Raw genomic sequence first — 13,628 nt, 5'->3', positions numbered from 1 at the left:
TACTTACTCAGTGACGACCTCGTTACCATTAACGATGGTCTTAATAATTTTATAATCGTGTGTGAACGCCGTCAGGTTTGCAACCATACCTGGCGCAATACCGCCGAGCTGTTTATCGACGCCAATGGCGCGCGCCGGATAAAGCGTGGCCATGCGCAGCACTTCCTCAAGCGCGATGCCGCAATGTTCAACGAGGTTACGTACCCCTTCGATCATCGTCAGAGAAGAACCGCTCAGCGTGCCGTTCTCATCCACACACAGTCCATTCCGGTAGTATATTGTTTTACCAGCAAAAATGAACTGCTCAATATTCGCTCCTGCCGGAGCGGTAGCATCCGTCACCAGGCAGAGCTTGTCGCCTTTCAGACGCTTGGCGTTGCGGATGTTGGTGTAATCGACATGCAAGCCGTCGGCGATAATGCCGCAGTAGACGTCTGGTTCATCCAGAATGGCGCCAACCAGTCCCGGTTCGCGGCCAGTAATATAGGGCATCGCGTTATAAAGGTGTGTGGCAAACGTAATGCCTGCGCGGAAACCGGCCTTCGCCTCTTTCAGCGTCGCGTTCGAATGGCCCGCAGACACCACAATCCCGGCGGCGGCCAGTTTGCTGATAACGTCCGTGCCGGTCATTTCCGGGGCCAGCGTTACTTTGGTGATCACATCGGCATTGGCGCACATGTAATCCACCAGCTCGGCATCCGGTTTGCGCACGTAGTTTGGGTTATGGGTGCCTTTCTTGACCATATTCAGCCATGGTCCTTCCAGGTGCAGGCCCAGCGCCTGATTCGGATGTTTTGCCAGGTATTCGCGCATGACGCGGATACCCTGTTTCATCAGGTCATCGCTGCTGGTGATCAGCGTTGGCAGATAGCTGGTGCAGCCCGATTTCTCGTTGGCTTTTTGCATGATTTCCAGCGTTTCAACCGATACCGCCTCTGCGGTATCGTTAAACTGGACACCGCCGCAGCCGTTGAGCTGTACGTCGATGAAACCGGGGGAGATTACTGCTCCATTGAGGGAACGCTGTTCGATCTCCGGCGGCAGTTCCGCCAGCGGGCAAACACGTTCAATCAGGCCATTGGCGATTACAATCGCATGGTCATCCAGAATTTCATGGCCGGTATAAATCCGACCGTGGGTTAAAGCGTACATATCGACCCCCGGTTAAAAAAGCGACCGCCCCGGATATAAAGAGGCGGTTATTCAATTACAGACCTTTGATGTTCTCAGCTTCCAGCTCGTTGAAGTATTTCAGCGTTTTCACTTTCAGCTCCATGGTGGACGGTTCGTCACACACGACAACCGCTTTTGGATGCAGCTGTAAGCAGCTGATCGTCCACATATGGTTCACGTTACCTTCAACGGCAGCCTGAAGCGCTTGCGCTTTCACCGCGCCCAGCACCAGAATCATCACTTCTTCGGCATCCAGCAGCGTGCCCACGCCCACGGTCAGCGCGTATTTAGGCACCTGATTGACGTCGCCGTCAAAGAAGCGGGAGTTAGCCACGCGCGTATCATGGGTCAGCGTTTTAATACGGGTACGGGAAGCTAGTGAAGATGCCGGTTCGTTGAACGCGATATGACCATCGTTGCCTACGCCGCCCATAAACAGGTGGATTTTACCGTAGGAACGGATTTTTTCTTCATACTGACGGCATTCTGCGTCAATATCAGGCGCGTTTCCATTCAGCAGGTTAATGTTTTCAGCCGGAATATCAACGTGATCGAAGAAATTACGGTGCATAAAGCTGTGGTAACTTTCCGGATGTTCCTTCGGCAGGCCGACATATTCGTCCATGTTGAAGGTCACAACGTGTTTAAAGCTAACCTGGCCCGCTTTGTGCATTTCAACCAGGGCTTTATACGCGGTCAGGGGCGTGCCACCGGTTGGAAGACCGAGAACGAAAGGACGATCGGCTGTTGGTTTGAACGCGTTGATGCGATTAACGATATGACGAGCAGCCCATTTTCCGACTTGTTCAGCTGTTGCCAGGGGAATCAGTCTCATTATTCACCTCTAAAGTTTAAGTAAAAGTGGGCGGATGATTAGTGCAACCTGAACTAAGCGTAACCTGGAACCTTTCAGGCCGGATCAATCCGTCTTGATTTTTTGAATGATAAAATAAGTTTTCGTCGTTAGCCAGTGGAAGGGAGGGTTTAATACGATATTTGGTGACAATAATCACAAAAAATAGGTGTTTAATTTGCGATACGAATTAATTTTTCACACACTCACACTGCCAGTGAATCATCAACTGTATCTATCGTTCGTGACACAATAAAAACATAGTTTATGCGCGAGTCTTAACAAAGGGTCTCGTAGGGGGAATAGGATGAATATTTTAGGTTTTTTCCAGCGCCTCGGTAGGGCTTTGCAGCTCCCTATCGCCGTGCTACCGGTTGCAGCGTTGCTGCTGCGATTCGGGCAACCCGATCTTCTTAACGTGCCGTTTATTGCCCAGGCAGGCGGCGCAATTTTTGACAACCTGGCGCTGATTTTCGCCATCGGTGTGGCGTCAAGCTGGTCAAAAGACAGCGCTGGTGCCGCGGCACTGGCAGGGGCTGTCGGTTACTTCATCCTCACGAAAGCGATGGTAACCATCAACCCTGAAATCAATATGGGTGTGCTGGCAGGTATCATTACCGGCCTGGTGGGTGGCGTCGTGTACAACCGTTGGGCAGGTATCAAACTTCCTGACTTCCTGAGCTTCTTCGGCGGTAAACGTTTTGTGCCGATTGCGACGGGCTTTTTCTGTCTGATCCTCGCCGCCATCTTTGGCTACGTTTGGCCACCGGTGCAGCATGCTATCCATGCGGGTGGCGAGTGGATCGTGTCTGCGGGCGCAATGGGCGCGGGCATCTTCGGTTTCATTAACCGTCTGCTGATCCCAACCGGTCTGCATCAGGTACTGAACACCATCGCCTGGTTCCAGATTGGTGAGTTCACCAACGCGGCCGGCGCGGTATTCCACGGTGATATCAACCGCTTCTACGCAGGCGACGGCACCGCGGGCATGTTCATGTCTGGCTTCTTCCCAATCATGATGTTTGGTCTGCCTGGCGCGGCGCTGGCAATGTACCTGGCTGCGCCGAAAGCGCGTCGCCCAATGGTTGGCGGGATGCTGCTGTCCGTTGCGATCACCGCCTTCCTGACCGGCGTGACCGAGCCACTGGAATTCCTGTTCATGTTCCTGGCTCCGCTGCTGTATCTGATGCACGCGATCCTGACCGGTATCAGCCTGTTCGTCGCCACCCTTCTGGGTATCCATGCTGGCTTCTCCTTCTCCGCAGGCGCCATCGACTATGTGTTGATGTACAACCTGCCGGCGGCAAGCAGCAACGTCTGGATCCTGATGGTGATGGGCCTGATCTTCTTCGTTATCTACTTCGTTCTGTTCAGCGCGGTTATTCGTATGTTTAACCTGAAGACGCCGGGCCGCGAAGATACGAAAGATGATGTTGTGACCAGTGAAGCCAACAGCAATACCGAAGAGGGTTTAACCCAGCTGGCAACCAACTACATTGCCGCTGTGGGTGGCACCGACAACCTGAAAGCGATCGATGCCTGTATTACCCGTCTGCGTCTGACCGTAGGTGACTCCGCGCGCGTGAGCGATGCAATGTGCAAACGCCTGGGTGCGTCTGGTGTGGTGAAACTGAACAAACAAACCATCCAGGTTATCGTGGGTGCGAAAGCCGAATCTATCGGCGATGAAATGAAAAAAGTGGTTGCCCGTGGGCCGGTCGCTGCCGCCTCAACGGATAACGCGCCAGTGGCTGACGCGCCGGTTGTAAAACCGCAGGCTGTGCCAAACGCGGTGACCATCGCTGCGCTGGTTTCTCCGGTGACAGGTGACGTTGTTGCGCTTGAGCAGGTGCCTGACGAAGCGTTCGCCAGCAAAGCGGTCGGTGACGGCGTGGCGGTGAAACCAACGGACAAAACCGTGGTCTCTCCGGCTGCCGGTACTATCGTGAAAATCTTCAACACCAACCACGCGTTCTGCCTGGAAACGGAAAAAGGCGCGGAGATCGTTGTCCATATGGGTATCGATACCGTTGCGCTGAACGGTCAGGGCTTTACTCGTCTGGTGGAAGAGGGTGCTGAAGTGGCGGCAGGTCAGCCGATTCTGGAAATGGATCTGGACTTCCTGAATGCCAACGCGCGCTCCATGATAAGCCCGGTCGTGTGCAGCAACATCGACGACTTCAGCGGTCTGGTGATCCAGGCGCAGGGTCAGGTGGTTGCAGGCCAGACGCCACTGTATGAGATTAAAGGCAAGTAATCGCTCCTGAGTAGAGTTATGCCTTTAGCGGCGGGGGATATCCTCCGCCGCTTTTTTTTGCAGCAATTGCCCCCATTATTTTCTTCCGGGACGTTTTAAGGGTTGTCACTACGTCCGGCTTATAAGATCATATGCCGTTATACGTTGTTTACGCTTTGAGGAATCCACGATGAGTGAGGCAGAAGCCCGCCCGAGTAACTTTATTCGTCAGATCATCGATGAAGATCTGGCCAGTGGTAAGCACACCACAATCCACACGCGTTTCCCGCCGGAGCCAAATGGCTACCTGCACATTGGTCACGCCAAATCGATCTGCCTGAACTTTGGTATTGCGCAAGATTACCAGGGGCAGTGCAACCTGCGTTTCGATGACACCAACCCAGTAAAAGAAGACATCGAATACGTTGAGTCGATTAAAAACGACGTGCAATGGCTGGGCTTCAACTGGTCTGGCGATATCTGCTACTCCTCAGACTACTTCGATCAGCTGTATGCCTATGCGGTTGAACTGATTAACAAAGGTCTGGCATACGTCGACGAATTGTCTGCTGACGAAATCCGTGAATACCGCGGTACGCTGACTCAGCCTGGTAAAAACAGCCCGTTCCGCGATCGTAGCGTGGAAGAGAACCTGGCGCTGTTTGAAAAAATGCGTGCCGGTGGCTTCGAAGAAGGTAAAGCGTGTCTGCGTGCCAAAATCGATATGGCGTCTCCGTTCATCGTGATGCGCGATCCGGTGCTGTACCGCATTAAGTTCGCTGAACACCACCAGACCGGTAACAAGTGGTGCATCTACCCGATGTACGACTTCACCCACTGCATCAGCGATGCGCTGGAAGGCATTACGCACTCTCTGTGCACGCTGGAATTCCAGGACAACCGTCGTCTGTACGACTGGGTGCTGGATAACATCACCATTCCTGTGCATCCGCGTCAGTACGAGTTCTCTCGTCTGAACCTGGAATACACCGTGATGTCCAAGCGTAAGCTGAACCTGCTGGTCACCGACAAGCACGTTGAAGGCTGGGACGACCCGCGTATGCCGACCATCTCTGGCCTGCGTCGTCGTGGCTACACCTCGGCGTCCATTCGTGAGTTCTGCAAACGTATTGGCGTTACCAAGCAGGACAACACTATCGAAATGGCGTCTCTGGAATCCTGCATTCGTGAAGACCTGAACGAAAACGCGCCGCGCGCGATGGCAGTGATCGATCCAGTGAAACTGGTCATCGAAAACTATCCGCAGGGTGGAAGCGAACTGGTCTCGATGCCTAACCATCCGAACAAACCGGAAATGGGCACCCGCGACGTGCCGTTCAGCGGTGAAATCTGGATCGATCGCGCCGACTTCCGCGAAGAAGCGAACAAGCAGTACAAGCGTCTGGTGCTGGGCAAAGAAGTGCGTCTGCGTAACGCCTATGTGATCAAAGCCGAGCGCGTAGAGAAAGATGCGGAAGGTAACATCACGACCATCTTCTGTACGTACGACGCAGAGACGCTGAGTAAAGATCCGGCGGATGGCCGTAAAGTAAAAGGTGTGATCCACTGGGTGAGTGCGCAGCATGCGCTGCCGGTTGAGATCCGTCTCTACGATCGTCTGTTCAGCGTACCTAACCCAGGCGCTGCGGAGGACTTCCTGGCGGTTATCAACCCTGAGTCGTTGATTATCAAGCAGGGGTATGCCGAGCCGTCTCTGAAAGCCGCTGAAGCCGGTAAAGCTTTCCAGTTTGAACGTGAGGGTTACTTCTGCCTGGACAGCCGTTACAGCACGGCGGAAAAACCGGTATTTAACCGTACCGTCGGTCTGCGTGATACCTGGACTAAGATCGGCGAATAATCACGCTGGCATGGTCAATGAGAAACAAACGCCGCGTAATGCGGCGTTTTTTTATTTAACGATCATGTCGTTAAGCATCGGGATGATGAATTAAAGCCAACATTCCAGGTCAATGTGGTGCTACTTATTTTATTTAATAAAGTTTGTTGTTTTCCAAAAACAGAAACGCTGAAAAATATATTCACAATATCAATGTTAATTACTGAAAATTAGCGCATTCCCCCGCCAGTACTTGCTTCCCGGTAAATGTTACAAAGCACTACGAAATATGTGCTCTTCGTCATAATCCTGACTTTTGCCTGATTAAAAGCATTGATAATTCGCGTCGCGAAAAATAACCTAAAGACGGTAGTTAATTCGAGGGTATTTCTGACTACCCCTGACCACTTGGTCTTTTCTGTTTTTCGCCGTTTAAGGCGTTTTAATTCGTCAAAGAGGAATAATCTATGCGTACGTTCAGTGGCAAACGTAGTGCGCTGGCGCTGGCTATCGCCGGTGTGACAGCAATGTCGGGCCTGGTGGTTGCGCCAGAGGCAAAAGCAGCAGGTTTCATCGAAGATTCCACCCTCACGGGCGGTATTTATTACTGGCAGCGTGAGCGTGACCGTAAAGACGTCACTGAAGATAAATACAAAACCAACCTTTCTCACTCGACCTGGAACGCTAACCTTGATTTCCAGTCGGGATATGCCGCCGATATGTTCGGGATCGATATTGCAGCGTTCACCGCAATTGAAATGGCCGAAAATGGCGACAGCGGCCATCCGAACGAAATTGCGTTCTCCTCCAGCAATAAAGCCTACGACGAAGACTGGTCCGGCGATAAAAGCGGAATCAGCCTGTATAAAGCGGCTGCAAAATTCAAATATGGTCCTGTCTGGGCGCGTGGAGGTTATATCCAGCCAACCGGCCAGACGCTGTTAGCACCGCACTGGAGCTTTATGCCAGGTACCTATCAGGGTGCGGAAGCCGGTGCTAATTTTGACTACGGCGATGCGGGGGCGTTGAGCTTCTCCTATATGTGGACCAACGAGTACAAAGCGCCGTGGCACATTGAGATGGACAAGTTCTATCAGAACGATAAAAAAACCAAAGTTGATTATCTCCACTCGCTGGGGGCGAAGTACGACTTCAAAAACGATCTGGTGCTGGAAGCTGCTTTTGGTCAGGCTGAAGGCTATATCGATCAGTACTTTGCTAAAGCCAGCTACAAATTTGATATCGCGGGTAGCCCGCTGAGCACCAGCTATCAGTTCTACGGTACGCGCGACAAAGTCAGTGATGGCAGCGTAAATGATATCTATGACGGCACCGCGTGGTTACAGGCGCTGACCTTCGGTTACAAGGTAGGTCAGGTTGATTTACGTCTGGAGGGAACATGGGTCAAGGCAGAAGGGCAGCAGGGCTACTTCCTGCAACGTATGACGCCAACCTACGCCTCTTCCAATGGTCGTCTGGATATCTGGTGGGATAACCGCTCTGACTTTAACGCCGACGGCGAAAAGGCGGTCTTCTTCGGCGCAATGTATGACCTGAAGAACTGGAACCTGCCTGGCTGGGCAGTGGGTGCGTCCTACGCGTACGCCTGGGACGCGAAGCCAGCAGATATGGCTACGCCAGACGCCTACTACGATCCGAATTACCGTCTGAAAGAGTCTTCATACAGTCTGGATGCGATTTACACCCTTCAGGAGGGCCGTGCGAAAGGCACGATGTTCAAACTGCACTTCACCCAGTATGACAACCACTCCGATATCCCGAGCTACGCGGGCGGTTACGGCAACATCTTCCAGGATGAACGTGACGTGAAATTCATGGTCATTGCGCCATTCACAATCTTCTGATGAACACGCAGGCGGGCGAAATCCCGCCTGCATGGAGACTGCATATGATGAAAAAAATGGTAATCGTTGCGCTGCTGGCATCGGGGCTGGTGGCGTGTGCGCAGGATCAGGCGCAGAAAGAAGACTCCCGTCTGAAGGAGGCGTATAGCGCCTGCATCAATACAGCACAAGGATCGCCAGAGAAGATTGAAGCCTGCCAGAGCGTGCTGAATGTGCTGAAAAAAGAGAAAGCGCATGAGCAGTTTGCGACGCAGGAAAATGTTCGCGTGATGGATTACCAGGCCTGTATCCAGGCGCGGAAAAGCGGTAACGATCAGGAAGTGGCGAAGCGTTGCGATAAGATCTGGGACGAGATTCGCAATAACAATAAATAAGTTGCTTTACGCCCGGTGGCGCTGCGCTTACCGGGCCTACAACGGTGTCACAGCCCGTAGGCCCGGTAAGCGCAGCGCCACCGGGCTTTTTTCAGGCAAAAAAAAAGCCAACCTTACGGCTGGCTCAGAGTATGAACACGATATTATTTCGCGTCGTGCGCGTGGTCGTCTTCGCGGCAATCGCCTTCAGCGCAGTGACCGTACAGGTACAGGCTGTGGTTGGTCAGGCGGATGCCATGACGGGCGGCGATTTCACGCTGGCGTGATTCAATGGAATCATCGCTAAATTCAATGACCTTGCCACAGTCGAGGCAGATCAGGTGATCGTGGTGATGCTGCTGAGTCAGCTCGAACACGGATTTACCGCCTTCGAAATTATGACGAGTAACAATGCCCGCGTCATCAAACTGGTTCAGCACACGATAGACGGTTGCCAGCCCAATCTCTTCACCCATATCGATAAGACGCTTATAAAGGTCTTCCGCACTGACATGGTGATTGTCTGGCCCCTGAAGCACTTCAAGGATTTTTAACCGAGGAAGCGTTACTTTCAGGCCAGCTTTCTTTAATGCGGTATTGTTGTCAGTCATGCGGAATCTGTCCTGTTGCTAAACGATTCACTTCAAAAGAAGAAGTGACAGAAAATGCACTTGGGATAATGCGTCTCATTATAGAACTGCCATGGCTAAATGAAAACTGCAAGTCTCAAGCAAAGTATGCTTATAAAAACGTGGTATCACCAACAAACTTGTTCGATGGCACCCACTTTTTACCAGGGGGATATTGTACAGGTCTGGGCGAAAAAGTTAAAAGTTTGTAGCAATTAATTTAATCGGTTTTACCTGGAAAACGGGCGCAACCGGAGTTGCGCCGCAGAGATATCAGGCGTTAAGGATATCGTCCAGGTTCAGCTCTTCACGAACCTGCTTAACCCATTTTTCTACACGCTCAGCGGTCAGCTCTGGCTGACGGTCTTCATCAATGGCCAGGCCAACGAAGTGATCGTCATCTGCCAGACCTTTGGACGCTTCGAAATGGTAACCCGCCGTTGGCCAGTGACCGACGATCGCCGCACCGCGTGGCTCAATGATGTCGCGAATAGTGCCCAGCGCATCACAGAAATACTCAGCATAGTCTTCCTGATCGCCACAGCCAAACAGGGCAACCAGCTTGCCGTTGAAGTCTACTTCTTCCAGCGTCGGGAAGAAATCGTCCCAGTCACACTGTGCTTCACCGTAGTACCAGGTCGGGATGCCCAGCAGCAGGATGTCATAGCCCTCGAGATCTTCTTTGCTGCTCTTGGCGATGTCATGCACATCAGCAACGTCTTTACCGAGCTGTTTTTGAATGTTTTTTGCGATATTTTCAGTATTGCCGGTATCACTGCCAAAGAAAATGCCGATGATTGCCATGAGTAAAATAACCTCTTGAAACTTAATGGTATGGTGGCCCAAATTGTCCACGGATAAGGGCAATAATAGCAGAACAGGCAACCCTGCGGAAACAGCTATCACGCAGGACTGCACTCTGTGCTACATGAAAAAGGTAATATTGGGGATTTTCTGACTCACGCCTTGCCGCGTAACGTCTCAAGCTGGGCGATCAGCATCTCTTCGATCAGTTCGCTGCGGCTGATGTTGCGCGCGTCAGCTAACTCGTTAAGCGCATCGACGGCATCGGCATTCAGCTTCAGTTCGACACGCTTAAGCCCACGATTTTTATCGCGTTTAAGCTGGTTGCGTTTATTGATACGCAGCTGTTCATCGCGCGAAAGCGGATTCGTTTTCGGTCGTCCCGGTCGACGCTCATTCGCGAACAGATCTAGTGTCGTACGGTCCGTTTGTTCTTTGGCCATGATTCTGAGACTTCGGGGGAAACACGCCGCCCTGCTAATGCCCGGGCGATAAGCGCGCCATCATACATCACCCAAATCCACACGCCAACGACTGGAAGCCCGTCGTCTTCCGGTCGCTGGCTTTTTAATCAATTCGCTGTATCAGTAAGATAGCGGCGAATGGCGCGCAGGACGGCATCCGGTTTTTCCGCGTGTACCCAGTGTCCGGCACCGGCAATGACGTGAGCGCGAGCCTGCGGGAATTGCGCCAGCAGCGTGTTACGATACGCATCAGTGACGTAAGGGGAGTTGCCGCCGCGAATAAAAAGGGTAGGGTGCGGCCAGGCGGGGACGGTTTCCCAGCCCACAATATGCGAATACTGATCCCACAATACCGGGACGTTAAAGCGCCATTGTCCGTCAACAAACGATTTCAGCAGGAACTGAACTACGCCTTCCTCATCAAGATGCTCACGCATAACGGCAGCCGCCTGCTGGCGGGTTGCGACACCCGCTTCGGTGACCGCATTGATGGCGGTAAAAATCTCATCGTGACGGCGAACGTCGTAATTGACGGGCGCAACGTCGATGACCACCAGCCCGGAAATTCGCTCAGGGGCCAGCGCAGTGAGCGCCATCACCGCTTTGCCGCCCATTGAATGCCCGATAAGCGTCGCTTTCTGGATATTATTCGCATCGAGGGTGTCCCGCAGATCCTGCGCCATGGCTGCGTAGGTCATCTCCTCCGAGCGCCCAGAAAGACCGTGATTGCGCATATCAACCTGGAGGATCGCGTGATCGGTCACTAAATCGCGCGCCAGCACACCCAGATTATCCAGGCTACCAAACAGGCCGTGAACCAGTACGATGGGAGAATTATTGTTCGGCGATTGTGCAGTTTGCGCTCGGGTATTCAATTTCATGGCAAAGTTCTTTTTTTAGGTTTGTCAGGTTAGGGTATCATGTTGACCATTCTGCCGCCCGGGGGCAAGGATCCAGTTTAATCTGACTTTTGCCGCCAACCTGGTTTGACGCTATCCGCTGTTGGGATTTGACCTTATAATCTCAACGACTTGTATTCAGATAAGATATCGCACTGGATTAAGATGAAAACAATCGAAGTTGATGACGAACTCTATCAGTATATTGCCAGCCAGACGCGGCATATTGGGGAGAGCGCGTCCGACATTTTACGGCGCATGCTTAAAATTTCCGCCGCCTCACAGCCCACTCCTGTCACTAAAGATGTCGTGTCTCAGCCGAGCGTTGTTGCACAAGTAAAACCTGCCGTCATGCCGGCAAAAGACAAAGTGCGCGCGATGCGCGAGCTGCTGCTGTCCGATGAATATGCCGAGCAGAAAAAGGCGGTTAACCGCTTTATGCTGGTGCTGTCTACACTTTACTCACTGGATAACAACGCATTTGCAGAAGCGACAGAGTCGCTGCACGGTCGCACGCGCGTTTACTTCGCAGGCGACGAGCAGACCCTGCTGCAAAATGGCAACCAAACCAAGCCCAAACACGTTCCCGGTACACCATACTGGGTGATCACCAACACCAATACGGGCCGTAAGTGCAGCATGATCGAACATATCATGCAGTCCATGCAGTTCCCGGCGGAATTGATCGAAAAGGTTTGCGGTACAATTTAACCCTTGCATCAGAAGGACCAGGCAATGGCAAATCACAGCCGTGCAGGACAACCTGCACAACAAAGCGATTTGATTAACGTCGCTCAACTGACCGCGCAGTACTACGTGCTGAAGCCGGTGGTGGGCAACGCAGAACACGCAGTGAAGTTTGGTACATCTGGCCACCGCGGTAGTGCGGCGCGCCACAGCTTTAACGAACCGCATATTCTGGCCATTGCTCAGGCCATCGCGGAAGAGCGCGCCAAAAATGGCGTCACCGGTCCGTGCTATGTCGGGAAAGATACCCACGCCCTGTCTGAACCTGCTTTTATCTCCGTGCTGGAAGTGCTGGCGGCGAACGGCGTAGACGTGATTGTTCAGGAGAACAACGGTTTTACGCCAACGCCAGCGGTTTCTAACGCTATTCTGGTACACAACAAAAAAGGTGGCGCGCAGGCTGACGGCATTGTGATCACCCCGTCCCACAACCCACCGGAGGATGGCGGCATCAAGTACAACCCACCTAATGGTGGCCCGGCGGATACCAACGTCACGAAAGTGGTGGAAGATCGTGCCAACGCGTTACTGGCTAACGGTCTGAACGGTGTGAAACGCATCTCGCTGGATGAAGCCATGGCCTCCGGCCACGTGAAAGAGCAGGATCTGGTGCAGCCGTTCGTGGAAGGGCTGGCGGATATCGTCGATATGGCCGCTATCCAGAAAGCCGGTCTGAAGCTGGGCGTGGATCCACTGGGCGGCTCCGGTATTGAATACTGGAAACGCATTGCCGAGCACTACAAGCTGGATCTGACCATCGTGAACGATCACGTCGATCAGACCTTCCGCTTTATGCACCTGGACAAAGACGGCGCGATCCGTATGGACTGCTCCTCCGAATGCGCAATGGCTGGCCTGCTGGCGCTGCGCGACAAGTTCGATCTGGCGTTTGCCAACGACCCGGACTACGATCGCCACGGTATCGTCACCCCGGCAGGGCTGATGAACCCGAACCACTACCTGGCTGTTGCAATCAATTATCTCTTCCAGCACCGTCCGCAGTGGGGCAAAGAGGTTGCGGTGGGTAAAACGCTGGTCTCTTCCGCTATGATTGACCGTGTGGTCGACGCGCTGGGTCGCAAGCTGGTGGAAGTGCCGGTGGGCTTCAAGTGGTTTGTTGACGGTCTGCACGACGGCAGCTTCGGCTTTGGCGGTGAAGAGAGCGCGGGGGCATCCTTCCTGCGCTTCGACGGCACCCCATGGTCAACCGATAAAGACGGCATCATCATGTGCCTGCTGGCGGCGGAAATCACCGCGGTCACCGGTAAGAACCCGCAGGAACATTACAACGAGCTGGCGGAACGTTTTGGTGCGCCAAGCTATAACCGTATTCAGGCTGGCGCCACGTCTGCGCAAAAAGCAGCTCTGTCAAAACTCTCTCCGGAGATGGTCAGTGCCAGTACCCTGGCTGGTGACCCGATCACCGCGCGTCTGACGGCGGCGCCGGGTAACGGCGCATCGATCGGCGGCCTGAAAGTGATGACCGAAAACGGCTGGTTCGCCGCGCGTCCATCCGGTACGGAAGATGCGTACAAAATCTATTGTGAAAGCTTCCTCGGCGCTGAGCATCGTCAGCAGATTGAGAAAGAAGCGGTAGAGATTGTCAGCGAAGTGCTGAAAAACGCGTAAGTCGTGATCTGGTGCGGGCTGATGCCCTCACCCCGGCCCTCTCCCACTGGGAGAGGGAGAAAACATAAAAAACGGCAACCTCAGGGTTGCCGTTTTGCATTGACCTCGTAGGCCCGGTAAGCGCCAGCGCCACCGGGCT

At 53.2% G+C, this 13,628-nt stretch carries 12 protein-coding genes; 6 read left to right on the top strand and 6 right to left on the bottom strand.

Annotated elements, in window-relative coordinates:
* Positions 1 to 3: 3 nt before the first annotated feature.
* Both nagA and nagB read right to left on the bottom strand, forming a co-directional pair.
* Positions 4 to 1,152 carry an N-acetylglucosamine-6-phosphate deacetylase gene (gene nagA / locus H2Z33_RS01400; RefSeq protein WP_032670349.1) on the bottom strand — a complete coding sequence of 383 codons (1,149 nt, stop codon included), beginning with the start codon at positions 1,150 to 1,152 and terminating at the stop codon, positions 4 to 6.
* 55 nt (positions 1,153 to 1,207) lie between these two features.
* Positions 1,208 to 2,008 carry a glucosamine-6-phosphate deaminase gene (gene nagB / locus H2Z33_RS01395; RefSeq protein WP_003858663.1) on the bottom strand — a complete coding sequence of 267 codons (801 nt, stop codon included), beginning with the start codon at positions 2,006 to 2,008 and terminating at the stop codon, positions 1,208 to 1,210.
* A gap of 325 nt (positions 2,009 to 2,333) precedes the next feature.
* Here nagB and nagE point away from each other — a divergent pair, with 325 nt between their 5' ends.
* The 4 genes from nagE to chiQ all read left to right on the top strand — a co-directional run bounded on the left by nagE (position 2,334) and on the right by chiQ (position 8,338).
* Entirely contained in the window at positions 2,334 to 4,283 is a 1,950-nt protein-coding gene (gene nagE / locus H2Z33_RS01390) for a PTS N-acetyl glucosamine transporter subunit IIABC (RefSeq protein ID WP_063134794.1), read from the top strand.
* A 169-nt stretch (positions 4,284 to 4,452) separates the two neighbouring features.
* Positions 4,453 to 6,120 (top strand): glutamine--tRNA ligase, encoded by a 1,668-nt coding sequence (gene glnS / locus H2Z33_RS01385; RefSeq protein ID WP_047734239.1) that lies wholly within the window; start codon positions 4,453 to 4,455, stop codon positions 6,118 to 6,120.
* Positions 6,121 to 6,566: 446 nt separating this feature from the next.
* A complete protein-coding gene (gene chiP, locus H2Z33_RS01380; protein WP_017694280.1) occupies positions 6,567 to 7,964 on the top strand; it encodes a chitoporin ChiP in 1,398 nt (465 codons plus the stop codon).
* A gap of 47 nt (positions 7,965 to 8,011) precedes the next feature.
* Entirely contained in the window at positions 8,012 to 8,338 is a 327-nt protein-coding gene (gene chiQ, locus H2Z33_RS01375; protein ID WP_032102682.1) for a ChiQ/YbfN family lipoprotein, read from the top strand.
* Between the two features lie 143 nt (positions 8,339 to 8,481).
* On the opposite strand, the gene fur is transcribed toward chiQ, so the two are convergent.
* The 4 genes from fur to ybfF form a co-directional block, all read right to left on the bottom strand.
* A complete protein-coding gene (gene fur / locus H2Z33_RS01370; protein WP_010428651.1) occupies positions 8,482 to 8,928 on the bottom strand; it encodes a ferric iron uptake transcriptional regulator in 447 nt (148 codons plus the stop codon).
* 291 nt (positions 8,929 to 9,219) lie between these two features.
* Entirely contained in the window at positions 9,220 to 9,750 is a 531-nt protein-coding gene (fldA, locus tag H2Z33_RS01365) for a flavodoxin FldA (RefSeq protein WP_003858653.1), read from the bottom strand.
* 155 nt (positions 9,751 to 9,905) lie between these two features.
* The gene (gene ybfE, locus H2Z33_RS01360; RefSeq protein ID WP_003858652.1) at positions 9,906 to 10,193 is read right to left on the bottom strand and encodes a LexA regulated protein; all 288 of its coding nucleotides are present in this window, start codon (positions 10,191 to 10,193) and stop codon (positions 9,906 to 9,908) included.
* Positions 10,194 to 10,321: 128 nt separating this feature from the next.
* Entirely contained in the window at positions 10,322 to 11,095 is a 774-nt protein-coding gene (gene ybfF / locus H2Z33_RS01355; RefSeq protein WP_063134795.1) for an esterase, read from the bottom strand.
* A gap of 183 nt (positions 11,096 to 11,278) precedes the next feature.
* Between ybfF and seqA the strand changes: the two genes are divergently transcribed.
* Both seqA and pgm read left to right on the top strand, forming a co-directional pair.
* Positions 11,279 to 11,824 carry a replication initiation negative regulator SeqA gene (gene seqA / locus H2Z33_RS01350; RefSeq protein ID WP_003858650.1) on the top strand — a complete coding sequence of 182 codons (546 nt, stop codon included), beginning with the start codon at positions 11,279 to 11,281 and terminating at the stop codon, positions 11,822 to 11,824.
* A 24-nt stretch (positions 11,825 to 11,848) separates the two neighbouring features.
* On the top strand, positions 11,849 to 13,489 hold the full coding sequence (pgm, locus tag H2Z33_RS01345) for a phosphoglucomutase (alpha-D-glucose-1,6-bisphosphate-dependent) (protein ID WP_015571122.1): 1,641 nt from the start codon (positions 11,849 to 11,851) through the stop codon (positions 13,487 to 13,489).
* Positions 13,490 to 13,628 lie beyond the last annotated feature (139 nt).

Origin of the sequence: Enterobacter sp. YSU (assembly GCF_016082135.1) — a bacterium.
Lineage (GTDB): Bacteria > Pseudomonadota > Gammaproteobacteria > Enterobacterales > Enterobacteriaceae > Enterobacter > Enterobacter hormaechei_C.
The sequence above is the reverse complement of the archived record's forward strand: the minus strand, read 5'-3'. Positions and strand labels throughout refer to the sequence as shown.